At 45.5% G+C, this 23021-nt stretch carries 25 protein-coding genes; 15 read left to right on the top strand and 10 right to left on the bottom strand.

Annotation, left to right across the window (positions count from 1 at the left end; translation table 11 throughout):
• Window positions 1-66 precede the first annotated feature (66 nt).
• Window positions 67-357 carry a hypothetical protein gene (locus tag HWI92_RS20395; RefSeq protein WP_204658711.1) on the top strand — a complete coding sequence of 97 codons (291 nt, stop codon included), beginning with the start codon at window positions 67-69 and terminating at the stop codon, window positions 355-357.
• A 60-nt stretch (window positions 358-417) separates the two neighbouring features.
• Here the strand turns inward: HWI92_RS20395 and HWI92_RS20390 are convergent, their stop codons facing one another.
• A complete protein-coding gene (locus tag HWI92_RS20390) occupies window positions 418-843 on the bottom strand; it encodes a VOC family protein (RefSeq protein WP_204658709.1) in 426 nt (141 codons plus the stop codon).
• Between the two features lie 254 nt (window positions 844-1097).
• Here HWI92_RS20390 and HWI92_RS20385 point away from each other — a divergent pair, with 254 nt between their 5' ends.
• Entirely contained in the window at window positions 1098-1853 is a 756-nt protein-coding gene (locus HWI92_RS20385; protein ID WP_204658707.1) for an MBL fold metallo-hydrolase, read from the top strand.
• A gap of 111 nt (window positions 1854-1964) precedes the next feature.
• Complete coding sequence (locus tag HWI92_RS20380) at window positions 1965-2606, top strand: START domain-containing protein (protein WP_229248391.1); 642 nt, start codon at window positions 1965-1967, stop codon at window positions 2604-2606.
• Window positions 2607-2649: 43 nt separating this feature from the next.
• Here HWI92_RS20380 and HWI92_RS20375 read toward each other — a convergent pair whose 3' ends face one another.
• Window positions 2650-3669, bottom strand: coding sequence for a hypothetical protein (locus HWI92_RS20375; protein WP_204658705.1), 1020 nt, complete (start codon window positions 3667-3669; stop codon window positions 2650-2652).
• A 42-nt stretch (window positions 3670-3711) separates the two neighbouring features.
• Window positions 3712-5937, bottom strand: a complete 2226-nt coding sequence (locus HWI92_RS20370; RefSeq protein ID WP_204658703.1) for a transferrin receptor-like dimerization domain-containing protein — start codon at window positions 5935-5937, stop codon at window positions 3712-3714.
• Between the two features lie 191 nt (window positions 5938-6128).
• On the opposite strand from HWI92_RS20370, the gene HWI92_RS20365 reads away from it, so the two are divergent.
• The gene (locus HWI92_RS20365) at window positions 6129-7073 is read left to right on the top strand and encodes a DUF2167 domain-containing protein (RefSeq protein ID WP_204658701.1); all 945 of its coding nucleotides are present in this window, start codon (window positions 6129-6131) and stop codon (window positions 7071-7073) included.
• Window positions 7074-7192: 119 nt separating this feature from the next.
• Window positions 7193-8059 (top strand): DUF2306 domain-containing protein, encoded by an 867-nt coding sequence (locus HWI92_RS20360; protein ID WP_204658699.1) that lies wholly within the window; start codon window positions 7193-7195, stop codon window positions 8057-8059.
• 8 nt (window positions 8060-8067) lie between these two features.
• Here HWI92_RS20360 and HWI92_RS20355 read toward each other — a convergent pair whose 3' ends face one another.
• The gene (locus tag HWI92_RS20355; protein WP_204658697.1) at window positions 8068-8673 is read right to left on the bottom strand and encodes a dihydrofolate reductase family protein; all 606 of its coding nucleotides are present in this window, start codon (window positions 8671-8673) and stop codon (window positions 8068-8070) included.
• A 399-nt stretch (window positions 8674-9072) separates the two neighbouring features.
• Between HWI92_RS20355 and HWI92_RS20350 the strand changes: the two genes are divergently transcribed.
• Together HWI92_RS20350 and HWI92_RS25665 are read left to right on the top strand one after the other, a co-directional pair.
• Window positions 9073-9975, top strand: a complete 903-nt coding sequence (locus HWI92_RS20350; protein ID WP_204658695.1) for a hypothetical protein — start codon at window positions 9073-9075, stop codon at window positions 9973-9975.
• A 163-nt stretch (window positions 9976-10138) separates the two neighbouring features.
• Window positions 10139-10465 (top strand): nucleotidyltransferase family protein, encoded by a 327-nt coding sequence (locus tag HWI92_RS25665; protein WP_204664736.1) that lies wholly within the window; start codon window positions 10139-10141, stop codon window positions 10463-10465.
• Between the two features lie 11 nt (window positions 10466-10476).
• Here HWI92_RS25665 and ybiA read toward each other — a convergent pair whose 3' ends face one another.
• Together ybiA and HWI92_RS20335 are read right to left on the bottom strand one after the other, a co-directional pair.
• Window positions 10477-11034, bottom strand: coding sequence for a riboflavin biosynthesis intermediates N-glycosidase (ybiA, locus tag HWI92_RS20340; protein ID WP_204658693.1), 558 nt, complete (start codon window positions 11032-11034; stop codon window positions 10477-10479).
• Between the two features lie 24 nt (window positions 11035-11058).
• Complete coding sequence (locus HWI92_RS20335) at window positions 11059-12012, bottom strand: bifunctional helix-turn-helix transcriptional regulator/GNAT family N-acetyltransferase (protein ID WP_229248389.1); 954 nt, start codon at window positions 12010-12012, stop codon at window positions 11059-11061.
• A gap of 269 nt (window positions 12013-12281) precedes the next feature.
• Between HWI92_RS20335 and HWI92_RS20330 the strand changes: the two genes are divergently transcribed.
• Both HWI92_RS20330 and HWI92_RS20325 read left to right on the top strand, forming a co-directional pair.
• Window positions 12282-13358, top strand: a complete 1077-nt coding sequence (locus HWI92_RS20330) for a spore photoproduct lyase family protein (RefSeq protein WP_204658691.1) — start codon at window positions 12282-12284, stop codon at window positions 13356-13358.
• Window positions 13359-13645: 287 nt separating this feature from the next.
• A complete protein-coding gene (locus tag HWI92_RS20325) occupies window positions 13646-14767 on the top strand; it encodes an acyltransferase family protein (protein WP_204658689.1) in 1122 nt (373 codons plus the stop codon).
• A gap of 6 nt (window positions 14768-14773) precedes the next feature.
• Here the strand turns inward: HWI92_RS20325 and HWI92_RS20320 are convergent, their stop codons facing one another.
• Window positions 14774-15043 carry a SymE family type I addiction module toxin gene (locus HWI92_RS20320; RefSeq protein ID WP_204658687.1) on the bottom strand — a complete coding sequence of 90 codons (270 nt, stop codon included), beginning with the start codon at window positions 15041-15043 and terminating at the stop codon, window positions 14774-14776.
• A 341-nt stretch (window positions 15044-15384) separates the two neighbouring features.
• On the opposite strand from HWI92_RS20320, the gene HWI92_RS20315 reads away from it, so the two are divergent.
• The 3 genes from HWI92_RS20315 to HWI92_RS20305 all read left to right on the top strand — a co-directional run bounded on the left by HWI92_RS20315 (window position 15385) and on the right by HWI92_RS20305 (window position 17986).
• Window positions 15385-16206 carry a HipA family kinase gene (locus HWI92_RS20315; protein ID WP_204658685.1) on the top strand — a complete coding sequence of 274 codons (822 nt, stop codon included), beginning with the start codon at window positions 15385-15387 and terminating at the stop codon, window positions 16204-16206.
• Window positions 16203-17033, top strand: coding sequence for a DUF3037 domain-containing protein (locus tag HWI92_RS20310; RefSeq protein WP_204658683.1), 831 nt, complete (start codon window positions 16203-16205; stop codon window positions 17031-17033). The genes HWI92_RS20315 and HWI92_RS20310 overlap by 4 nt, the downstream gene beginning before the upstream one ends.
• 74 nt (window positions 17034-17107) lie before the next feature.
• The gene (locus HWI92_RS20305; RefSeq protein WP_204658681.1) at window positions 17108-17986 is read left to right on the top strand and encodes a nucleotidyltransferase domain-containing protein; all 879 of its coding nucleotides are present in this window, start codon (window positions 17108-17110) and stop codon (window positions 17984-17986) included.
• A 2-nt stretch (window positions 17987-17988) separates the two neighbouring features.
• Here HWI92_RS20305 and HWI92_RS20300 read toward each other — a convergent pair whose 3' ends face one another.
• Together HWI92_RS20300 and HWI92_RS20295 are read right to left on the bottom strand one after the other, a co-directional pair.
• Entirely contained in the window at window positions 17989-18756 is a 768-nt protein-coding gene (locus tag HWI92_RS20300) for a hypothetical protein (RefSeq protein WP_204658679.1), read from the bottom strand.
• A 51-nt stretch (window positions 18757-18807) separates the two neighbouring features.
• Window positions 18808-20226, bottom strand: a complete 1419-nt coding sequence (locus HWI92_RS20295; protein ID WP_204658677.1) for a hypothetical protein — start codon at window positions 20224-20226, stop codon at window positions 18808-18810.
• A gap of 328 nt (window positions 20227-20554) precedes the next feature.
• On the opposite strand from HWI92_RS20295, the gene HWI92_RS20290 reads away from it, so the two are divergent.
• Complete coding sequence (locus tag HWI92_RS20290) at window positions 20555-20926, top strand: hypothetical protein (RefSeq protein ID WP_204658675.1); 372 nt, start codon at window positions 20555-20557, stop codon at window positions 20924-20926.
• 211 nt (window positions 20927-21137) lie between these two features.
• Window positions 21138-21452: a GIY-YIG nuclease family protein gene (locus HWI92_RS20285; protein WP_204658673.1), complete on the top strand. Its 315-nt coding sequence runs from the start codon at window positions 21138-21140 to the stop codon at window positions 21450-21452.
• A 256-nt stretch (window positions 21453-21708) separates the two neighbouring features.
• Here the strand turns inward: HWI92_RS20285 and HWI92_RS20280 are convergent, their stop codons facing one another.
• Entirely contained in the window at window positions 21709-22074 is a 366-nt protein-coding gene (locus HWI92_RS20280) for a DUF1304 domain-containing protein (protein WP_204658671.1), read from the bottom strand.
• Window positions 22075-22185: 111 nt separating this feature from the next.
• On the opposite strand from HWI92_RS20280, the gene bla reads away from it, so the two are divergent.
• Window positions 22186-22917, top strand: a complete 732-nt coding sequence (gene bla / locus HWI92_RS20275) for a subclass B1 metallo-beta-lactamase (RefSeq protein ID WP_204658669.1) — start codon at window positions 22186-22188, stop codon at window positions 22915-22917.
• Window positions 22918-23021 lie beyond the last annotated feature (104 nt).

Here is a 23021-nt window from a genome sequence, read left to right as displayed (position 1 = left end):
AATAAAAAAGATAGCTGCTTGCTGGTATGATATTTTCTCCTTTACCATAAACTCAAACTAAAACTTATGGACAAGATTGAAAAGTTTAGAAGCATGGAGAAAATACTCCGTGAAATTGAAGATTTGAAAAATAGCGAAACGGCCGTGATCAAGAAAATAGGCCAGATCGAAACTGAGAATATGAATGTGAATGTCCAGAACCTGGATAAGTCGCTGGGAGAGATTTATGACGGCGTTTATAAAAATCTGGAACAGGTTGAAAGCCTTCAGACCTCCTTCACAGAGACGCTCGCAGATTTCAAGACGAAAAATAATATTACAGACGAAATGCTCCTGGAAATTCACACCCAGGAATAAAACAAAAAACGGTTCTGAGATCTCAGAACCGTTTTTTGTTTTATAACACACTGCTTTCCCCTATGCACTCTGTAATACCGGCAGTTCGAGCTTTTTCATTTTGAGCAGCTTCTCCATCACACGCCGGCCTTTTTCCGGATCCGACATGAGCGAGCCGAGCATTGCAGGGATGATCTGCCAGGAAAGCCCGAACTTATCTTTCAGCCAGCCGCATTGAGACTCCTGCCCGCCATCGGCAGTGAGTGCATCCCAGTAGTAATCGATTTCTTCCTGCGAGTCGCAGCTGACCACAAAGGAGACGGACTCGCTGAACCGGAACTCCGGCCCTCCATTGAGGCACATAAACCGGTTTCCATTGGCTTCAAAGGTGGTCACAATCGGGTTTGAATCGAGTATACGGGCATTTTTGAAAATACCACAATAGTACTCTGCCGCTTCCCGCGCCTGCCCATTGAACCACAAACAGGGATAAATGTCATTTTTCATTGTCGTGCTGGTTTGATGTAAAATAGCTGTTCTGAAATCTCTGATGCAGGGGTTTGTCGGGACCCGGCTTTTAAATGCAAGTTTAGCAGCTCTTTACAAATTAAAGGCGGTGTAAAAGAGACTCTTTAAGGGGCCGGATGCGACAAGTATTCGATGGCCCGGAGAAGATAAATAACCGGAAAGTTGCATACAGGTACCGCCAGATCAATAAATTGCACAAACAATATGCTCATCAAATCTTAATCAACGAAAAAATGAAATCTGCATTCACACTCCTGTTGCTGCTCGTGGCTGCATGCTGCTTTGCCCAGCTGCCCAAACCCGATGACATTTCCACCTCAAAAGGGCCGCTGCGCATCCAGCCGCTTAACCATGCAACCCTTGCTCTGACCTGGAACGGCAAGACGATCTATGCGGACCCGTACCAGGGACCGAAAACGTTTGAGGGTATCGCCAAGCCCGACCTGATCCTGATCACAGACATTCACCCTGACCATTTTGATACAAAAACAATGGATGGCCTCGACCTGACCCATGTAGTTATCGTGGCGCCGCAGGCAGTGGCAGATAAAATGTCAGACGCACTGAAAGCAAAAACGACGGTGGTTGCCAATGGACAGACCATTGAAAAAATGGGAATATCCATCACAGGCGTACCGATGTACAACCTGCCCGAATCTGCCGATGCCAAGCATACCAAAGGCCGCGGGAATGGTTATGTGCTTAAAATGGGCGGAAAGACGGTTTACCTGAGCGGCGACACGGCCGGGATTCCTGAAATGCGCTCTTTGAAAGGCATTGACGTTGCGTTTGTCTGCATGAACCTGCCTTATACGATGGATGTCAAGGAGGCAGCTTCGGCCGTGCTGGATTTTAAGCCGAAAATCGTGTATCCGTATCACTACCGCGGCACCGACGGCCTGAGTGACACGGCTGAGTTCAAGAAACTGGTAAATGCGGGCAGCAAGTCGGTAGACGTGCGCCTGAGAGACTGGTATACAATAAAATAGAAGCAAGCCCGGGCTGCCTGTCACCCGGGCTTACTTCCATGAGTGTTCCTTATTGCTTTGAAAAGAAAATTCACACGTCAGCCGATAGCAGTCAGATCCGGCTGCTTTACAATGCTGCTCTGGATAAGCATTTTAATACAAATACTTACTTCAAGTCCTGTATGCATGGCGCAGCCGGGTGGCGAATGGAAGTTTGTTATCGAAAAACAAGGCATCCGGGTTTATTCCAGAGCAGTACCGGATTCAAAAATAAAGGCACTTCAGGTTAAATGCACGATGCCCGGATCCGTGGCGCAGATTGTTGCCTTGCTGATGGATCTGGATGCGGCTACAAAGTGGGTATCACATACCAAATCCTGCAAGCTCGTCCGCAAGATTTCTCCTTCCGAACTGTATTACTATTCCGAAGTGAGTTTGCCCTGGCCACTCGAAAACCGCGATTTTGTGGCACGTATACGCGTATCACTGGATCCTGCGACCAGAATCGTGACGGTGGATGCACCGGCGGTTCCGGGTTGGGTTCCCGTCAGGAAAGGCATCGTGCGGATCACCCAATCCACAGGTACCTGGACACTTACCCCGGCAGATGCGAAAAACACGCAGGTACAATATACTTTGCAGGTTGATCCGGGAGGTGTGATCCCGGCCTGGCTTGTGAATTCGCTTTCGGCCCAGGGGCCTATTGAAAGCTTTACAAACATGAAAGAGCAGCTGAAAGCGGATAAATATAAAAACGCTCAGCTGCCCTTTTAGTTTTGCCGGTAATTTGGATCGGCTATGTTGGTGACCTCAGAGATCAGAAATTAAAGGAGCTTGTCACTACTTTCTTATTTCCGTCAAATCTGAAATACCATTGCTCACTATTGGATTTATTTTTCAAAACCAGTTCGTATCCGACAACACCTTCATAGTCGGATTTCCAGTTGGCAGGACTGTTATCAAAATAGAAATCATCATACAAAGGATCAGCTGCAAAGTAGGCTTCGAATTCTGCAATATCATCTGGTGAAAAATTGGAGTATGCCAGTTGCGGGTTATCTGCAAGGTCCATTGTTTTGATGAACTTCTTCAATTTGTCGAATGAAGCTACCCATAGGATTTCTCCGGATTCGTCAAAAAAGATAGACAGCACCGTTGCTCCATAATAAGACACCCTGGTTTCATACTGCCTTTTACCACCTGGGAGATGATATACCTGAGCGTTTACAAATTTCAGCTCATTATTGTTAATGATCGCATTTTTGAATGATGCATTAAGAGACAGGCTAAGTACTTCCTCGGAATTCGGAACAGCTCTTTCATTGATAAAATCCTGCGCTTTTTGCGGCAGATTTGATAATTTATCCAGCTGATAGGTAGCTTCGTACCGGCCGGTGAGATACGTAAATTCCGATCCGTTGGACATTCCGTTTATCAAAGAGTAAAACTTTCCCTGAAGCGTGTAATCAACCCGCAGATTATTGTTAAACTGATTGGTTGAATCGCGCCACTGTTCTGAATAAACCCCTCCTGCAACACTTGCATTATCTATTTTATCAACAACCTGCTGCGGGACACTTTCTGCTGTTTTATATGAAATTGATAAAATCTTTTCAAGGTCTGAGATCATCCTGTATTGTGTATTGCGGCTATCAAAGTTTGCCTCATATATTTTTACCGGCAGCTCGCGAAATGCCAGGCCGCTATATGATTCCAACCTCTGTTCAATCTGACGCCGCAAAGTTTGTTCTGTCTGATCCGGCACAACGTGATCTTCAAGCGTACATCCGGCAAGACCAATGGCAATTAATAAAGCGTACTTTAAACTTTTAAACATTTGTTAAGCGTTTCGTTTGAGTTGTGGTTTGTATAAATAGTATTACTTCAAAAGTACAATTGCTTTGTTTATCTCAGCACTGAACTGCTGCAAAACTTCCGAAACCCGCATAATTCCTTCTTCGGCTTCACGCCAGTTCTTTTGTTCAATTGCCTCGCGGATCATTGGCAATGTTTTTACGCCATAACCCGTATAAAAGCCGGGCGCGTAAATCTGATGACGATACCACGGACGTTTGGGCAAACCTTTTTCATTGATTAGAAATCTTTCGGTTTTATAAATGATTTGATTCACCTGCGCGATTGTACCCGCTGAAATATTGCCCGGATCAGCAATTGCTCTGGTGTAGGCATCTGCACTTTCCTGTAACCCGATCAATGCATTTTCAAGGGGCGCAAAATTCAGATAAGGAGCAACCGGCATGGGTTTGATCATTTGCCTGGCCTCTTTCGGATCGGCTACGGCTTCAAAGCGGCCCTCTGACAGCAATCTGTTATGCTCCTCCGCCGAAGTACGGGTGGTTTCGAGCAGCTTTTTCACTTCGGTTGCATACCCATTTACGGTATTGGAAAAATTGCCGAATTCGAAAGGCAGGATATCTGCATTGGCAAAGCGCAGGATGGTGCGGCCGGCAGTTTTTGACAGTGCAATCCCATAGGCAAAGTCAGCGTCTTTAAACCGGACGAAATCATCGTAGGAATCAAAGATCGTGTGGTAGTCACCGCCCTCATCTTCGCCCCCAAAACCCAGGTTGAGCGAAGCAATACCGAGGTGCTGAATGAACGGCGTATAGTCTGAACCGGAACCCAGTGCACCAATGCGGAGGTCGGCCCGGGAGCGCGCCTCAGCTTTACCTTCCACAATCATTTTTGAACGCAATCTTTCCAGCACGCTCGTGCCTTTTTCCGGGTCCATGACGTCGCGCCCGACCTGATTGATAAATTTTTCCAGCGTATGTGAGCCCGCAGCCCCCAGGTACCCACGTCCGTTTCCATCGGAATTGACATAAACCACCGCCTTTTCTTTCAAATCGCTTTCATACTTTTCCACCCACTCGGTCGATCCCAGCAAGCCCGGCTCCTCTCCGTCCCAGAAGCAATACACAATGCTCCTCTTTGGCTTCCAGCCCGTTTTCAGCAGCTCGCCGATCGCCCTCGCCTCTTCCATTTCCGCTACGGCGCCGCTCACCGGGTCGGCTGCACCAAAAACCCAGGCATCATGGTGATTGCCGCGCAAAATCCATTGATCGGGGAAGTCGCTGCCCCTGATCGTGCCGATCACATTGTAGCAGGGCACGATATCGAAATTGAAATCAAGTTTGAGATGCACTTTCGCGGGACCCGGGCCGATGTGGTAAGTGATTGGCAATGCACCGCGCCAGCTGGCAGGCGCCACCTGGCCACCCAATGCTTTGAGCAGCGGCAGGGCATCGGCATAGGAAACCGGCAGAACCGGAATTTTCATCATGGCCGGAGCTTCCTCCACCGTCAGCCGCTTTTTGTCGCCCGCGGCATAAAAACCATTGCTCAGCGGGTCACCTGGCGCCTGGGGCAGATCCACGACCGAACCGCGCTGCGCACCTGTTTCATTTTTGTAGGGACCTTTCGGATAAACATCGCCCTGGAAGTACCCGTCTTCTTTCGGGTCGGAATAAATAATGCAGCCGATCGCACCTTTTTCGTAAGCTACTTTTGGTTTGATGCCACGCCACGAGTTACCGTATTTGGCAATCACAATCTTCCCTTTTACATCAATGCCGAGCTTTTCGAGTTCGTCATAATCCGCGGGAATTCCATAGTTCACAAAAACCAGCTCAGCTGTCACATCGCCCCTGGCAGAGTAGGCGTGGTAGGGCGGCAGCACGTCTTTGGTCTGGGAGGAAGTAGCGTCTTCCCTGAATGACTTTTCGAGTAAAGCAGCTTTGAATTTGGTAGGTTCCGTCAGTTCAACAATACGGACTTTGGGTGTGGGAAAAAGCACTTGTACCGTATCGATCTTAGCCTCGAATCCCCAGGATGCGAGTTTGTCTTTGATAAATAATGCATTCTTTAAACCGTAAGCCGAACCGACCTGGTGGGGATAGGCGGTCATCAGCTTCATCCATTCATTCAGGTTTTTTGCCTGTAATTGTTTGTCAAATGCAGCTTCGAGACTTAATTGTTTCCGGGCCGATTCGGAGTGAAAACCCAGTAATTGCTGGGCATCCGCATTCCAGCTCAAACAAATGGATAACAGCAACAGGACGGATCGTCGGGTAAAGTACTTCATAATACCGGATGTGAATGATCGTTCAGGAAATGTTTCGGGATGAAATTTGCGTAGCAGGACAGTTGAATGTTTCAGGACTTTATACTTTTTACCGTTAAATAAATACTCCTGTCAGCTTGAATTCAACTGTCAACACAGAGTGACAATGTTTGTAATTTGGATAGAAATTTAACCTCCCCCAAATCTATTCAATGAAAAAGTTTTTACTGCTCTTCTGTGTCCTGGCTTTCAGCCTGCCTTCTTTTTCACAGCATACCGATTCATTATCCGCCGAAGAATCAGCGCAATTCCAGAAGATACTTGACCGCGATAAAGCGATCCGGTATCAGACCGGGCAAGTTGATGTGAATACCGATGTAAAGCTTCGTGTGCCTGCCGGCTATAAGTTTATGACCAGGCCCGATGCCGAATATGTCATCTTTGATTATTGGGGAAATCCGCGCCGCGACGATGTACTGGGAATGATCGTGAAGGACGACTATTCCATTGCAGATCCCGCAGCCTGGGCCTTTGTTGTCAGCTATGAAAATTCGGGATTTGTCAAGGATGAAGATGCAGAAGACATTGATTATGACGAAATGATGGAGGAAATGCAGGCCAGTGAGGAGGAGGAAAATACAGCCCGGACCGAGGCTGGCTACGAGCCGGTTCACATGACGGGCTGGGCTGCAAAACCTTTTTACGATAAACAAAATAATATTCTGCATTGGGCAAAATCAATGCGGTTTGGTCAGGCTGCCGACACTACGCTGAATTATGATGTGCGCATTCTCGGACGCAAAGGTGTGCTCAGCTTGAATGCCGTGGGTGAATTAAGCCAACTGGGAGATATAAAAACACACATTCCCGATATTATTCACATTGCCGAATTCAAACAAGGCAGCCGGTACCAGGATTTCAATCCCGATGTAGACCAGGTTGCGGCGTATACCATCGGTGGATTGGTAGCTGGTAAGGTACTTGCAAAGGTGGGTATCCTGGCATTTGCACTCAAATACATTAAGCTGATCCTTTTTGCACTGGTCACTCTTTTTGGTGGTTTAAAAAACAAAATCCTCGGTTTGTTTTCAAAAAAGAAACCAGCCCTGATTACAGACACAAATCACGGATCGACCACAGATTCAAACCAGGATTAATGATTTAAATACGGGTAAAAAGTGGTGTGATATTGATTTAAAATGAGGTTATTTTTGGTAAAAACTTACCGGAAGTACCCTTATTTTTTTCTGAAAATACTTACTCAATAATTGCCTTTATGAAAACCGAAATGCTAAGCGATAACATTACGGCATCCACCCAGCAATCCATGCTGCAAAGGGTGAGCTTTCGCATGCTGGAATGGTCGAGCCGCATACTGACCGTTACTGTATGGACAAGTGCCAGCTTATTCGGGCTTTACATTCTGGCTTTTTATGCCGCTGCGCTTTACCAGGGCGATATGCAGCGGTGGAATGGTGTGTTGCCAAAACTTTATCAAACCAATGCAGCCACTGCTACTACCGGGATCGGTATGCACTTTGCTGCAGGCGGCATCATTCTCATTTTAGGCAGCATCCAGCTGATTGACTCGGTTCGTTTGCGGTTTCCGGCTGCGCATCGGTGGATCGGGCGCATTTACATCACGGCCTGCCTGTTTGCATCAGTCGGCGGCCTGATTTTCATTGTAGTTACCGGTACCATCGGCGGCACGGTAATGAATATCGGATTTGGCTTGTACGGTATTTTGATGGGACTTTCCGCCGTGCAGACATACCGTCATGCCGTAAAAAGAAATACCGAAGCGCATCGGCTCTGGGCACTCCGGCTTTATGCCCTGGCCATTGGATCATGGTTGTACAGGATGGATTACGGGTTCTGGATCATGCTCACCAATGGTCTCGGGCACGCCAAAGGTTTTCGCGGTCCGTTTGACCAGATCATGGCTTTTTTCTTTTACATTCCTAATCTGCTGGTTGTGGAAGCACTGGTCAGAGCCCGCACTTTCCGCGCGGCGCCCTCATTAAAAATTTTTACCTCTATATTGCTTCTTTGTGCGACGGGCTTTCTGGGTGTCGGCACGTATTATTTCACGCTCTACTATTGGGGACCGGCCATTTTGAAGTGGGCTGGCATCCAGGCATAAGTGTCTGCTCAGGCACTTGCCTGCCCGATTTTAATATTACCATCTGCCTCATACGAAAGGATCGCCACGCCGGTAGGTGTAACCGCATGCCTGGTAACCCGGAAGCTGCCGGGCACTGCCCCGTCCAGAAACAGCCTTTTTCCTTTTCCTAAAATCACCGGGTAAAGCCAGATATTCATCCGGTCGATCAGGCCATTTTGCAGTAGTGCCTGAACAAAGTTGCCGCTGCCCCAGAGATGAAGATCCATTCCATCGGATGCTTTGAGGGCTTTCACCTGTTCAATCACATCACCATTCAGTAGCACAGTATTTTCCCAGCTGGTTTCCTGCAGCGTTTTTGTGGCTACGTATTTGGTAATATTATTAAACTTTTCCGCTACCGAGCCAGTCTGGAAAGGCCAGTATTCGTCCCATATTTTGTACGTAAAACGACCGAGAAGCAGGTCATAAGGCTCATGAATGGTTTCCATGATGGACTGTCCGGTTATTTCATCCGCATACTCCGGAGACCATCCGCCCAGCTCAAAGCCGCCGGTAGTATCTTCCTCCGGTCCGCCGGGGCCTTGTATCACACCGTCCAAACTCAGATGCTCATTGATGATAATGCGTCGCATGATGTTGCTGTTTAAAGGTTTGCACTGTTTTGACAATGCAAATCTAGCCCTGATTTTACCAGCACACGGGCGGAGAAAACGACATTGAAGCGGGTGGATTGCGACAATCAATTAAACTTTCATTTGCTGAATCTCGCAATTTCACCAGCAACGTGATTTCATCATTGCAATCGCCTTTGCATCCCGGCAGTATGCCTTGACGACCTTTGTTGGCGTCAATTACGTCTAGAAAGCAGTTAGCATCACGAAGGTGCGTGTTAGTGCTGGTTGCTTACTGAAAGTCAGGTTCAAAGATTGTTTAAACAGTTATCCGCACCGGTTTAGAGATGTTAAGGAAAAAGATTTTTTTTTCGAATTATCTTTACATGTTTATTAACCCATATCCTCTGGCTGACTCAAATGCACTTAAAAATTTTACTTGGCATTACCATATCTATCCTGTTCTTTTCCTGCAAAAACAACATTAACGAGGAACCAGAGCCGCAAGGTACGGAAGCTTGCCTGGTAAAAACGTATATTATTGGGCGTGAGAACGACTGGTATGAGGAAAACTATTTTTATAATTCCAGAGCGTTATTGGATAGTATTAAGATAGAATCAAATTATCACGTGGATATTGAATACGATACAAAAGGGCGGATACAAAGAACAAACTATCTCACTTTTAAGGATGCGAAATTTACATATGATGCACAAAACCGTTTGAAATCAATAGGAATTGACTATGTCCGGGATGTACCGCTGAATACCAATCACATATTTTTTGAATATTCAGCTGACAACCATTTAATGCAAAGTACGTGGGTTCCGGGAGGCATCCATCATCTTGAGAAATATTACAATCCTAACTTTGAAAAGTTTATGGAATCCGTTCTTGAAATATATAATTTAGAAAATAACTTCTGGGATAAAAAGGCAATAAAGGAAGAAATTCAGCACATTGCTAATAACAAATATTTAGTTGATGTTCAAAATTTAACCGTCACTAAAAAAATAAATTCTCAGGTCGAGAACTATGCTGACGAACCTATTATCCGGTTTGAATATGTTGATACAATAACCAAATATGATGGTAAGAAAAGTCCCAAGGGATCTGCTCAGTGGAAAGCATTGAATCTGCTGCCATTTAATGAGGATTTTTCCGAGTTGGGAAATATTGTCGACTTAGCCAATCCACGGCCGGTAGGGTGGGTGCCTTATAAAATTGTCTATCAATACAATGATTCCAACTATCCAATTTCCGCGATACGCATTATGGGCTCGGATACTATACAAATGAAGTGGGAGTATCAATGTCGTTGAGAGATATTAGAACAGAATAGCTTAACCATGCAACTATGTTTTACATAAAAATGCAAACTGGTAAGTCCAGAAATTAAATTGGTCAATCAGGCCGATTTTAATAACGATTGCAAGATGTTACAACTGCATCAATTGTAAAATAAGATACTGAAATAAGAAATTAATATTACTTTATGATCATCCACCAAAAGACTTTCAGGCATTACAGGAAATTTTCGCCTCGGTAAATGTACCGATAGAAGTTTGGGCGTATGGAAGCCGGGTCAATGGCTCCGCGCATGATGGCAGCGACCTGGACCTGGTTATTCGCAGCGAAGATTTGTCAAAATTAGACGCCGATGTTTTCTTTGAATTAAAAGACAAAATTCGTGAAAGCAACATTCCCATTCTTGTAGACTTGCTGGATTGGGCAAGGATTGCCGCGAACTTCCAACGGAATATTGAAGAAAGGTTTGAGGTGATTTTTCAGTATCCTCCTAAACCGCACTGAGCTCAGAACCCTCACTGATTTCTCAAAATATCCCTGGCTTCCATCAGCGCAAATCCCAGCAGGTTCAGTCCGGGCCAACGTTCAGGATCACGGGCATTTTCGTCGTCTTCGGCCAGCCCAATTCCCCATACCGGATCGCGGGGACTGGCTTCCACGAGAATTCTGTTTCCGGTTTTTACAAGAAAATCAGCATAGGCAGGATTTTGCCCGAACTTTTGAACATTTCCCTCGACTACAATCCGGAACCGCTCCCTTTCCCAAACTTTCTCATCGAAATGCATTACAAGTCGTCCCAGTTCCTTTGCAGCTCCCGGCTTTTCTGCCCGGATGATTTGTTCGTACGTTTTCAGGTCGCCAAACAACTGTGCTTTTGCTGCCATCATCCAATGCTCAGACGTAAGGTAAGTCACGCCATCCACTGCAAAAGGCAGCTCAAACCACTGACTGAAACAATATTTACCAATTTCTTCACCATGCCGCCGGATATGCGACCAGAAGAGCAGGTATTTCAATGCGGCTCCGTTCCTTTCCTGCTGGATTAGCCAGTTCAGGTTGTATTTGCTTTTCATAAAGTACCTTTTTCAAGATTAAACCTAATGCAACCGAAGCTCCATCTGAATATTGGCTCGTTCATAAGGTGTTGGCCGACCCGTCACTTTCCTGAATCCCAATTTATGATACAAGTTAATCGCAGGTTTCAGAATCGTATTACTTTCTAAATAAAGTGCATTTGCGTCCAGCGACTTTGCTTTTTCAATGGCTGCATTGCCCAGCAGCCAGCCGATATTCTGCCCCTGTGCTTTGGGCGAAACAGCCATTTTAGCCAGCTCGAAATCATATTCCGGGTCATCCATTTTAATTAATGCACAAACGCCCACCGGCTCGCCGCGGTACAATGCAACCAGGATTTGGCCGCCACGATCCAGTATATACGATTGCGGGTAATCCAGTGATTTGTAATCAGCCCCCTCCATTTTGAAGTATTTTGAAATCCACGCTACGTTCAGCTCACGAAAAGCAGACTGGTACTTCGCCTCATAAGGCACAATTTCCACAAAGCTGCTCTCCCGCCGCTTCCGTGTTTCACGCACCCGCTCGAAAAGCGATTTTTGATCGAGCAAAAACTCCCACTCCTCAATTGCTTTCCAGAGATCATAGTTCGCCTCCGCCGATAGCGCTTCCACCGCATTATTCACATCCTGGTATTGATTCTGAATTTTCTCAATGATCTCTTTCCCGGTGGCCGAAAGCTGCACCACATTCCGCCGCCCGTCGGCTGAATCTTTGTTCTCAACCACCAAACCATTCGCCGCCATTTCCCGCACAATCTTGCTCACCGAAGGCTGCGAATGCCCAATCTCCATCGCAATCTCCGTAATCGTCACATCATCCCGCTCGGACAACACATAGAACACAGGAAACCATTTCGGCTGCATATCAATGTTGTAAAGCCGATAAATCGCCGCTGCGTCGTCCGTAAATTTTGCAGTCAGCATCCGTAGGCGGCTTCCAAGCGCCATTTTGCCCGTACGCTTAAATATTTTCATAGGTAATTACATAATTAATTATGTAAATGTAAATACTATTTTTCTTTCTACAAACAGCTTTGTCGTGCTGAACGCGCCGGGCCGCACGGCGGTCGAAGCAAGGCGCTTGAAAGAAAGTACTTTATAGTTGCCGCACCTGCCCTTCGACTGCGCTCAGGGTGACAAAGGTGAGACAACTCCAAACAACACCTGACCACACCTGACTACAAATGACCACCAATGACCACCATGGCAAACTTTTAATACAACCACCCCAAAACACTACAACCATGCTTCATCAAAAAACCATCACCGACCTCCTCACCATCCACCAGATCTACATGGAACCCTCCGTCCCGACCTACGAGCGCGGGCGCGAGATCCTGGCCAAATACCCCGACGCCGAACGCATTGAAGTCGATTCCCACTGGAAAATCCCCGAGCTTTTTGGCTTCGAAGGATCCGTCGATGACTGGCTTTGGAACAAAAAGAATGTACTTATCCTCGGTGCCAAAAAAGGCCTGACTTGCCGGCCCAATACCCGCAGCTCGCATTGGGTGGCGCCTTCGCAGTCCAATGGTTGCACCATGTCGTGCTCGTATTGCTACGTGCCGCGGCGGAAAGGTTATGCCAATCCCATTTCCATTTTTGTGAACATCGAGCAGATCATGGGCTACCTCAGCCGCCACGCCGCCAAGCAGGGCGTCAAAGCCGAGCCAGACGCCATCGACCCGAAATATTGGGTGTATGAAATCGGCGAAAATGGCGATTGCTCAGCCGATGCGGCCATTTGTAATAATGTGAAAGACATGATCGACCTTTACAAAACGCTGCCCAATGCCAAGCTGACTTTCGCTACCAAGTTCGTCAACCGAGAAATGCTCAGCTACGATCCGCAGCGCAAAACACGTATCCGGTTCAGCCTCATGCCGCATCAAATGTCCAGGCTCGTCGACGTCCGCACCACGCCCATCAGCGAGCGCATCGCCGTCATGAACGAATTCCGCGAGGCTGGTTATGAGGTCAATGTTAGTTTCGCGCCGGTGATATATTACGAAGGCTGGCTTGACGACTGGTACGCGCTTTTCGAGGAAATGAACCAGGTCCTCGACGAACAAACCAAAGCCCAGCTCGCCACCGAAATCATCTTCCTCACCCACAACGACCGCCTCCACGAAGTAAACCTAGCCTGGCACCCCAAAGCCGAAGAGGTCCTCTGGCGGCCGGACATTCAGCAGGTGAAGTACAGCCAGTCCGGGCAAAGGAATGTGCGGTATAAGAATAATATTAAGAGGGAGATTGTTGGGGAGTTGGTGGAGGCTGTGAAGACGCAATTGCCTTATTGCCAGATTCGATATGCTTTCTAACCCACCTTTTTTATCACCCTGAGCACTCCTACCTTTGTCACCCTGAGCGGAGTCGAAGGGCAGATGCGGCAGCCAAAAAGCACTTTGAGCAATAAGCAACGCCTTTTTAAATAGACAAAAATAAACTTGGTGAGCTAGCTCGCCCTTCGACTCCGCTCAGGGTGACAAAAGAGGGCTAGTTCACGTTGACAAATGAGGGAAACAACGATAGTTTGAGCAAGTAACCCAGCTCCCATCTCACCTTTGTCATGCTGAGCGGAGTCGAAGCACGAGCTAGCTCACCAACCATGAATAATAATAACAACACCACCCTCCCAACCAAACCCCACTACCAAACCCTAGACGGCTTACGCGGCATAGCCGCCATAATAGTAGTCTGCTTCCACCTCACCGAACCCTTAGCCGCCAGCCGGCTAGAAAACGTAATAAACCACGGCTACCTCGCCGTCGACTTCTTCTTCCTCCTCTCCGGCTACGTCATCGGCTACGCATACGACGACCGCTGGGACAAACTCACCGTCGGCGCTTTTCTCCGGCGGCGGTTCGAGCGGCTGCAACCACTTGTCGTGCTCGGCATGACGCTCGGCGCCATCGGCTTTTATTACACCGACTCCCCCATCTGGCCCCTCATTCACACCGTGCCCCTCTGGAAGCTGCTCGTCGTGATGCTCATCGGGTGGACGCTCCTGCCCGTCCCGCTTTCGATGGATATCCGCGGCTGGTTCGAAATGCACCCGCTCAACAGCGTCGGCTGGTCGCTCTTTTTCGAATACATCGCCAACATCCTCTACGCCGTCGGCCTGAGGAAGTTATCCAACCGAGCATTGGCCGTTTTCGTCGCCCTGGCCGGCGCGGTGCTTTTGCATTTCGCCGTCACGAACCCGAACGGTGACGTCACCGGCGGCTGGACATTGAATGCCGAACACATGCGCGTCGGCATCACGCGGACGATATTCCCGTTTTTCGTCGGCCTGCTCCTCTCCCGCGTCGCCCGGCCCGTCCGTATCCCGAATGCCTTTCTTTGGTGCAGCCTCCTCGTGGCGGCCGTTTTGCTCATGCCCCGCATCGGCGGCGCAGATCGCCTCTGGCTCAATGGTTTGTACGAAGCATTTTGCATCATCATCGTCTTCCCGGCTATCGTCTACCTCGGTGCCGGCGGCGTGGCGCGCAGCCCGGCCGAAGCCAAAATCTGCAAATTCCTCGGCGACCTTTCCTATCCTTTATACATGACACATTACGTGCTCGTCTATTTCTACGTCGCCTGGGTAAGCCGCCACAAAGGCATCACATTATCCGAAGCCTTCCCCGCCGCCCTGCTCACCTTCTCCGGCGCGATCGTGCTGGCGTACATCAGTTTGAAATTTTACGACGAACCCACCCGGGCCTGGCTCCGCAAAAAGCTGAAATAGCGAATCCTAAGAAAGCACCTCACTCCGCCGCGACCGCCTTTTCCGAACCGGCGCAGGTTCCGGCTCCGGCACCGGATTGAGCGTAATCTCTAATTTATTCCCAAAACACCGCACCGTCACCTCATCCCCACACGCAAAACCGGCATCCAGCAGCCACTTCCCGCAAAGCCTGATCTCCGGCATCACCACATACCGATACCAAGCCCGCGGCACATATTTGCTATAAACTGTCAACTGCCTTTCCGAAGGCGAAGAAGAATTTTTTTCGTGTGTCATAGTTTGTAAGTTTTGCTAGGCAATATTAACACAGAAAAAAGTGGAAATGAAAATGGGAGGATTTGTAAGAAGCTGTTTTACAAATGGTTGAAAATGAAAAGTATGACGTAATACGCTAATTGTTTTACACAAAATGCTAAACAATTATAATTTCGTGTACATTTTGGGAGGGTAAAAAAAATTTAAAAAACTTTTCAAAAAGGCATATTACTATTCCCATTTTGGATTCAGATTGCACAAACTCACAGTCTTGTTTTACCGTTAGATAATCGGCTTAAATCAAACTAGTAACTCCAAGTCTAATTCAACTTTCAGTAGCAAAACCCTCAACCAGCTAATGAATGCCGAAAATCACAGACGAAAACTATCAGATTAAAACTGTCCACGCCACTGAATGGCACGACGTCTTTTCAAGTGGGACGACCGAACCAATGCTGATTTGGGCTATGGACGCCGAAAGCGGGGACCGCGACAGTTATGTAATAAAACCATTCGGTCATCCCAGAATTTACCCTCAGGCTGTCATGAAAGAATGCCTGGGCGCGTGGATTGCCCTGGAACTCCAACTAAATGCATTCGAGCCGGTGTACATTGAAGTGAGTACCGATTTTGTGGAAACGCTTCGCGGAAATCAATGCTATCAAAGATTTATAGAAAGCGTTGGCGTCAACTTCGGCACCCGATATGTTCCTGGGACAACTCAAATCATTGGTAAAAACTGCCTTACGAACATTCAATCATCGCAGGCAGAAAAAGTTACATCTTTTGATTTGTTTATTTCAAATGGCGACCGAAGACTGGAAAAGCCAAACCTCGTATTGGCCGAAAACAATCTATTTGTCTTCGATCACGAGCTTGCATTTGACTTTCTGATGATATTATCCTTTACCCGAAATCCCAGACCTTGGGAGCTCGGAGATTGGGAACTGAAAATGCTACGAAATCATTTTCTCTATCCGAAACTGCAAGGAACACAAATTCACATCACAGACTTCATAGAACGCTTTACGCAACTGGACGATCATTTTTGGACAAAAGCCGCTGAACTACTGCCGGCGAACTGGCGTTCCGACGACTTGACAACAATCAAAAACCATCTTGCGTTGATCGTTGAGAATAGAACTATCTTTGCGCAACAACTGGCACAGGCAATTTTGGCATGAAAAAGTATCAATATCAAGTCATCAGATATCTTCACGACCGTGTCACCGGCGAATTCATCAACGTCGGCGTGATCGTCTATTCGCCTGAGCGTCAGTATCTAAATTGCAAAGTGATCACCAAATACGGAAGAATCACATCATTTTTCCCCGGCGCAAATGGAAAAGCAATTCTAAAATCCCTCCGCCATTTCGAAAAAGAGATCGCCAGAGCAAAACCGCAATTCTTCGGCCTCTTTCCCGCGCCAGAAGACTTAGCAGAAATTACAAGAACAATCCTCCCAAACGACGACAGCTCACTCACATTAACCGAAGTAAAAAAAGGCATCGACCTGGACTTCAACAAATCACTAGCGGACCTTTACAGATTGCTAGTCACCAAATGGCAAAGTGAAACCGACGAGTCAGCAACCAGCGACGCAGATGTTTGGAAAAAGAAATACAAAAAGTATTTCGATGAATACGGAATCACAGCGAAGTTAACTGAATACGAAGTCGAGACTAAGTATGACAATTTTCAGTTCGACAAAGCTTGGAAGAATGAGATTTGGCATTGTTATCTGCCAGTCTCATTTGATTTGCAGAATGTTGAGAATATTAGGAGTAAGGTTTATAAGTGGTCGGGGAAGTTGGCGGAATTGGCAACGGCTGAGGAGAAGATTGATGTTACGTTGCTTACCTCGATTCCAAAGAGGCATGGGGAATTGAGTGATTTTATTAGTGACAAATTGACTATACAGTCAAATAATATAACAGTATCATTAATTTCGGAACGAAATGCAGACAAATTTGCACGAGAGGTCTTCAACGAAATGAATGAGCATGCTTAGAATAAGGCGCAATCTATATACTTTGTCGCTTAGCGTGGTTATTAAATATCCTAAATACCCTCAAAATCAATATTATGCCAAAAAGTTTAGAGGAAGGATTTGAAACATTTATAGGGTGGTTAAAGCCTTTGCAATCCGAGCATACCACTGCCGCTTCTCACAAAGATTCAGTAAGGAGATGCATGGAAAATAATTTCGGGTGCACCTCATTCTTTGAAACTGGCTCGTTTGGAAACGGGACCGGTGTAAGACACTATAGTGACACGGATTATTTTGCTAGATGCCCATCGGATAAATTTTTTAATGACTCAGGATACACATTGAGAAAAGTAAAGGAGGCATTACAATACACATTTCCTAGAACTGTTGGTATAGAAGTAAAAAGTCCCGCTGTTAGAATACCATTCGGAAAATATGCTTCCGAAAGACTTGAATTGACGCCAGCTTACTACTACGGACTTGTAAATACACCTATGGGTGAGAAATACAGCTACAATATACCAAGTCATGATGGTGGTTGGATGCAGTCCAGTCCTGGCGCTCATAATGCTTACGTCAATAGAGAAAATGATAGATTAAACGGTAAGCTTAAACCACTTATTCAGCTTGTTAAAGCTTGGAAATATTACAACCAAGTCCCCATATATTCCTTTTACCTGGAACTTAGAGTGACTAAATATGCCGAAAAAGAAAGCGCAATAGTATACGATATTGATCTTCGCAATATTTTCAAATTTTTATATGACAATAATTTACCTGACATTCAAGATCCAATGGGAATATCAGGATATGTGAAAGCTTGTAAAAGTGATGCAAAGAAAACAATAGCTTTATCAAGGCTGGGAACAGGATACTCGCGAGTGTTGAAAGCCTACGATAACAGAACTTCAAGCATTGACAATGCCTTCTATTGGTGGAATCTTTTCTATAATTCCGAATTTCCTAGTCGTTAAAGTCATTCGATACTAAAACTGATCTTTAATTGACTCCACTCGTCCGCTAACTCATCTCTCATTTTAGTAAAAACCTTACTATCCAGTGGGATTGAAGCCCATGCCAAAATAGTCTCGTAAGTAATTACGTTTTTTAGCGCCTCAGGTTCTCTATCGGTAAAATCTTTTCCCCTCAACGAGGAAAAAAATGTTGAAAAGACTTCCAAAAGATTATCAAGTCTTGTAACAAAAATCGCTAGCTTGATTGCTTGTTGAATTAGGGAAAGTGGCAGAATTGATTCAATGAGATAACGTGCCATTCCTTTCTCACCGACAGTAGCGGAAAACATAAATACGGCAAAGATAACTGCCGCCTTTGCGTAGGTTTTCAACTGCATCTGTTTTACAATATTGAAGGTGTGAAACGTGTTTTCAAAACAATTTACACTGAACTTATAAAACCCAGGGCTTAGTTTATCCTGGGTAAAATAATTATCCAATTTTTTGCCTGCAAAATTAGTGTCGAACGAATTGTCTACATATTGCAGAGTTCTATTCCTCTCCGCTTTCGAAAAAATAAGATTTCCTTGAATTTCCATCCAGACGTAAACAAAAACAAAGATTGAGTTAATCCCGATTAGCCAATTTACGTAATCCAACAAAACGTCTGATCTTTTGCTAAATTCGTATTTTTCATCTATGGTCAATGATAGGGTTATTATCGTCGATAGATAAAGGATATTTGTTTTCCATTTTTCAATATTTGTTACTCGGTCATAATCTGATTGCATAGCGTAATTAATTTATAATTTGCGTCCTCTTTAAAACCTCAGAAATGCATATCAATCTTTACGGGGAAACTGTATTATTTTCCCAAGCTGTTGAATAATGGCGTCCCTGCACAATTTGGCAAAGTCATTATCTTGGTTCTCCGAAATATATTTCGCTACTCTAAAAAGATCCTCAGTTTTAATAAGCCCAATTTTTTCTCGCTCAGCACCTGAACAACATTTTTTTGTAAATGCCAATGTTCTTTCAGCTGGGTCTACTAATCTTTGAGGATTTCCAAATAACAGGCCGAAAGCCTTCTCTTGTACGTGCTCTAACTCGAAGTCTGCATTCAAAGAGTACAGTAACTGCCTAAATTTCGTCACATCGATATCCTTATTATCCTTTCCTTCGCACTCGCCGATTAACCTATCTCCTTCTGGTGATATAATGACCTGATCTAACTCTAATTCGCCATCACTGTAATTCTCTGCCTGATAGCCAAGTATTTTGAGCGCCTTGATTACCGCGTCCTCTAACGGCTTCCCGGTTTCATATAGCAAATCCTTCAAACTTTCTTGGTCTATGAATTTTTTTCTAAGCTCTGCAATCTCTGCTTCAATTCTTGTAACTTCTACTTTATGCTCTTTGATTAAAGATCTTGTACTCTCAGATGATTTGAGCAGAAATTGTTCGTTTTGTATCCAGTTCGGACGAGGGCTCTTCTCAACATGTTTCCGAATTGCCTTATCAATTTCTACAAGATTAGTCAGGAGCATTTTACCAATCTTTATGCCTGCTTCATTCCAATCATTTTGATCTTTTTTACTATTATATTTGATGAACTTATCAACTTCTAAGTTTAAATGTGGTATGAATAGAACAAGCCCTTTACCGAACTTAATATTTACACCTAAAACACGATCTTTATTTTTTGTCGTAAATGTTGGATTATTTAGCTTGTCACCTTTAATGTACATTTCGAAATGCAAATAATCCTTAAAGTTTGCAAACAAATCAGCTACAGAAGAACTACTTGGAACAATGGTTTTACCAGATGCAACCTTAAATTCTAAATCTTTAAATGGCAAAAAGTTATAATTTGAGAAAGGACTAACGTGAGGGGCAGCCTTACGATTACGTCCAGTTCCTGTAAAATCGGTAGTTCCTGTATAAATAAAGAAATCTTCTTGCTTAGATAAAATTACAAATACCGTTCCGCCATTTTCGATAAAATGCGTTAATTCATTTCGCCAGTGTTGCGAGTGTAGCAACATGTCGGCGGAAGATTTTTTATTGTATAGCTTCTTTCCTTCAAACTCTTCTCTGCTTGGATAACTATCAGAATCGTAGTTTGAATACGATGTATACGATAAGTTAGGGGAAAATAGCGCGATATCGGTATCAGAAAGCGCACCTAGACTATCAAGTGGAATATGATCGTCATTGCTAAAACTAGGTATTGAAAATCCAATAGCTGTAACTCTTTTCATCGGAAATGACTCGTTATTAATTGTTAGCATTAATATAGTGTAAAAGGTCATGGCATTACCTACAAGAGTTCCATTTGTTCCACCAAACAACCATTTTAGCGAATTTTAGCAATCGTTGAAAATTGCACTATTCCATCAAACACCTTCAAGATCAGAAGAACTTTCGCCTGTGTGGGAATTTTGTTAAACTATTGAAATACAAGATGCGTTTATGGTTTTGAGCGGCACGAAATGCTGGCTTGAAACTTTAAACATCTCCGTTCATTTTATCATTTTTACAATAAGCAGATTAAGCGAACGTGTGAACGGAGACACAAACACAGAGATCATGAAAAAATTGCAAAATTCCCTCAGACAGAACAAGCAGAAAGCGCAAGGAAACGAATTTTCGAAAAACCGTTACTCGGTACTATATACGCTGAAAGGGCAGTACCAGCACGTGGGCTGCTCGTCACAGGAAGAGGCGCAGCACGTCCTGGGCACGCTCCAGACCGACGGCCACCGCATCCCCATCGGCATTTACGATTCCCAAACCGACACTTTCGAGTGGGAAATCATCGGCCAATACTTCCATAGCCAAAACCTCATGAGCGATCCCGAGGGACGTCTGGAAGAAGTACTCACCATTTCGCGGGCATTAAGAAGGCGGGATGGCAGCTGGCAGCCCGGGGTGCTGAAAAGAGTGAGTTTTTTTGCGTAGTGCACGTTTGCTTCGACTGCGCTCAGCATGACAAGGATTGGTTAGCTGACTGGGGTGGGTTGACAAAACGAAGGTTGGTTAGCTTGGCATGAGTGGGTTAGCTTAACAAAAGCTGATAGCATAACAAGGGGCGGTTACCTCCCTACCTTTTTTACAATTAACTACGGTTACCTTTCACACATTGGCACGTCTAAACAAAAAGACAACGCCAATGCACCACAAAACTTACCACGTTTACATTCTTAAATGCGCTGACGACAGCTATTATACCGGCGTTACCAATAACCTCAACTTCCGCTTCGTGCAACACAACTCAGGCATAAATCCGGAATGCTACACCTATACAAGGCGGCCGGTGGAGCTGGTGTTTTCTTATGAATTCAAGTATGTGAATAATGCGATTGCGTTTGAAAAGCAGGTGAAAGGTTGGAGCAGAAAGAAGAAGGAGGCGATTATTAAAGGAAATTGGGAGGTGTTGAGAGAGCTGGCGGAGTGTATGAATGCTTCGCATTCGGGTAATAAGTGATTGAATTAGTCTACCAACTTTTCAGAGCTCACCAACCTTCTACTTGCTAACCAACCCTTGTCATGCTGAGCGGAGTCGAAGCACTTCCCGCAACGGCGCTTGCTACTTGCCGCCTTTTGCAATGCGAAAGCTAGAACTACGTGGTTGCTGCTGCATCGGCCCTTCGACTCCGCTCAGGGTGACAAAGTTGAAGTGAACAGAAGATAAAGGATATAATGTCAGGGTAACAAAAAAAAGGCCGGGCTTATTTGTAGCCTCACCTCACATGTAACACCACCAACGCCACAATCGCCGGCAGTGCCTGCACCCAGAAAATCTTTTTACTAGCCGTAAATGCCCCGTAAATCCCGGCTACCATTACGCAGGTCAGGAAAAATACGGCTATGTAAAATGACCAGTTGGGATCTTCGATGAATAGGGTCCAGATCAGGCCGGCGGCCAGAAAACCGTTGTATAGACCTTGATTAGCTGCTAATGTTTTGGTAGGCTCGAAAAGCTCAGGTGCGAGGGAGCCTTTGAAGGTTTCTTTGCCTTTTGTTTCCCAGGCGAACATTTCGAGGTACATGATGTAAAGATGTTCGAGAGCGACGAGGCCGACAAGGATTTTACCGAGGATTTCCATAGCGGATGTGGATTTGGAAGGTTTATAAAAAGTGTGATAATCCTCAAATATAGGATTTTATCCTATATTGCGTTTAGGCCAATCCGTTGCCGTTCACTCCAAAGTATTCCCATGATTTTTCGACTTTCTATCTTCCTTTTTGCATTGATTTCCAGCTGTACCTTCGCGCAGAAATCCGATGAACTGCATACCGACAATCTGATTATTGAAAAGGTGAAAGACCATGTGTACCGCCACGTCACCTACCTGCAGACACAAAGTTTTGGCCGGGTTGAATGCAATGGAATGATCGTTTTTGATAAAGGTGAAGCAATTATCTTTGACACACCGATAGATGATTCCACTTCCTATGCGGTCATGGAGTGGCTGCAAACGAATTTGAATGTGAAAATAAAAGCAGTGATCGCGACGCACTTTCATGAGGACTGCGTAGGCGGACTGGCGGCTTTCCACAAAAAAGGAATTCCATCCTATGCTACCAACCAAACCATTGATTCAACCAAATCAAGGCATTTCCCCGTGCCGCAAAAAGGGTTCGGGCAGCGGCTCGAAATGAAAGTAGGCGACCGTACCGTTGTAGCCGAGTTCAATGGAGAAGGCCATACGCCCGACAACATTATCGGCTATTTCCCGAGTGAAAAGGCCATGTTTGGAGGCTGCCTGGTCAAGGAGCTCAATGCGACCAAAGGCAACCTGGCCGACGCCAATGAAAAAGCCTGGCCTGCTACCATCGCCAAAATCAAGAAGAAATATCCGGATACTCAGATCGTAATTCCCGGGCACGGAGAGCTGGGGAACACATCGCTGCTGGATTATACGATGGCTTTGTTCGAGGTGAAGTAGGATAACCATCTATAATTCTTCCACTTTATAAGCCTGACTTCCCAAGCCTTCAGGGTGACAATAGTAGGGACTGCGTGGATGATAATAGGGAGTGGCGCTGCCAC

Origin of the sequence: Dyadobacter sandarakinus, from assembly GCF_016894445.1 — a bacterium.
GTDB classification, from domain to species: domain Bacteria; phylum Bacteroidota; class Bacteroidia; order Cytophagales; family Spirosomataceae; genus Dyadobacter; species Dyadobacter sandarakinus.
This window is presented reverse-complemented; position numbering and strand designations above follow the sequence as displayed.

Excerpts from the sequence above, each read along its gene's own strand:
- HWI92_RS20350 (WP_204658695.1), top strand. The coding sequence starts at position 9,073 with ATGCACTTAAAAATTTTACTTGGCATTACCATATCTATCCTGTTCTTT.
- bla (WP_204658669.1), top strand. The coding sequence starts at position 22,186 with ATGATTTTTCGACTTTCTATCTTCCTTTTTGCATTGATTTCCAGCTGT.
- HWI92_RS20285 (WP_204658673.1), top strand. The coding sequence starts at position 21,138 with ATGCACCACAAAACTTACCACGTTTACATTCTTAAATGCGCTGACGAC.
- HWI92_RS20360 (WP_204658699.1), top strand. The coding sequence starts at position 7,193 with ATGAAAACCGAAATGCTAAGCGATAACATTACGGCATCCACCCAGCAA.
- HWI92_RS20370 (WP_204658703.1), bottom strand. The coding sequence starts at position 5,937 with ATGAAGTACTTTACCCGACGATCCGTCCTGTTGCTGTTATCCATTTGT.
- HWI92_RS20310 (WP_204658683.1), top strand. The coding sequence starts at position 16,203 with ATGAAAAAGTATCAATATCAAGTCATCAGATATCTTCACGACCGTGTC.
- HWI92_RS20385 (WP_204658707.1), top strand. The coding sequence starts at position 1,098 with ATGAAATCTGCATTCACACTCCTGTTGCTGCTCGTGGCTGCATGCTGC.
- ybiA (WP_204658693.1), bottom strand. The coding sequence starts at position 11,034 with ATGAAAAGCAAATACAACCTGAACTGGCTAATCCAGCAGGAAAGGAAC.
- HWI92_RS20290 (WP_204658675.1), top strand. The coding sequence starts at position 20,555 with ATGAAAAAATTGCAAAATTCCCTCAGACAGAACAAGCAGAAAGCGCAA.
- HWI92_RS20325 (WP_204658689.1), top strand. The coding sequence starts at position 13,646 with ATGAATAATAATAACAACACCACCCTCCCAACCAAACCCCACTACCAA.
- HWI92_RS20380 (WP_229248391.1), top strand. The coding sequence starts at position 1,965 with ATGCTGCTCTGGATAAGCATTTTAATACAAATACTTACTTCAAGTCCT.
- HWI92_RS20335 (WP_229248389.1), bottom strand. The coding sequence starts at position 12,012 with ATGAAAATATTTAAGCGTACGGGCAAAATGGCGCTTGGAAGCCGCCTA.
- HWI92_RS20390 (WP_204658709.1), bottom strand. The coding sequence starts at position 843 with ATGAAAAATGACATTTATCCCTGTTTGTGGTTCAATGGGCAGGCGCGG.
- HWI92_RS20330 (WP_204658691.1), top strand. The coding sequence starts at position 12,282 with ATGCTTCATCAAAAAACCATCACCGACCTCCTCACCATCCACCAGATC.
- HWI92_RS20395 (WP_204658711.1), top strand. The coding sequence starts at position 67 with ATGGACAAGATTGAAAAGTTTAGAAGCATGGAGAAAATACTCCGTGAA.
- HWI92_RS20365 (WP_204658701.1), top strand. The coding sequence starts at position 6,129 with ATGAAAAAGTTTTTACTGCTCTTCTGTGTCCTGGCTTTCAGCCTGCCT.
- HWI92_RS20300 (WP_204658679.1), bottom strand. The coding sequence starts at position 18,756 with ATGCAATCAGATTATGACCGAGTAACAAATATTGAAAAATGGAAAACA.
- HWI92_RS20315 (WP_204658685.1), top strand. The coding sequence starts at position 15,385 with ATGCCGAAAATCACAGACGAAAACTATCAGATTAAAACTGTCCACGCC.
- HWI92_RS20305 (WP_204658681.1), top strand. The coding sequence starts at position 17,108 with ATGCCAAAAAGTTTAGAGGAAGGATTTGAAACATTTATAGGGTGGTTA.
- HWI92_RS20280 (WP_204658671.1), bottom strand. The coding sequence starts at position 22,074 with ATGGAAATCCTCGGTAAAATCCTTGTCGGCCTCGTCGCTCTCGAACAT.
- HWI92_RS20320 (WP_204658687.1), bottom strand. The coding sequence starts at position 15,043 with ATGACACACGAAAAAAATTCTTCTTCGCCTTCGGAAAGGCAGTTGACA.
- HWI92_RS20375 (WP_204658705.1), bottom strand. The coding sequence starts at position 3,669 with ATGTTTAAAAGTTTAAAGTACGCTTTATTAATTGCCATTGGTCTTGCC.
- HWI92_RS20295 (WP_204658677.1), bottom strand. The coding sequence starts at position 20,226 with ATGAAAAGAGTTACAGCTATTGGATTTTCAATACCTAGTTTTAGCAAT.
- HWI92_RS20355 (WP_204658697.1), bottom strand. The coding sequence starts at position 8,673 with ATGCGACGCATTATCATCAATGAGCATCTGAGTTTGGACGGTGTGATA.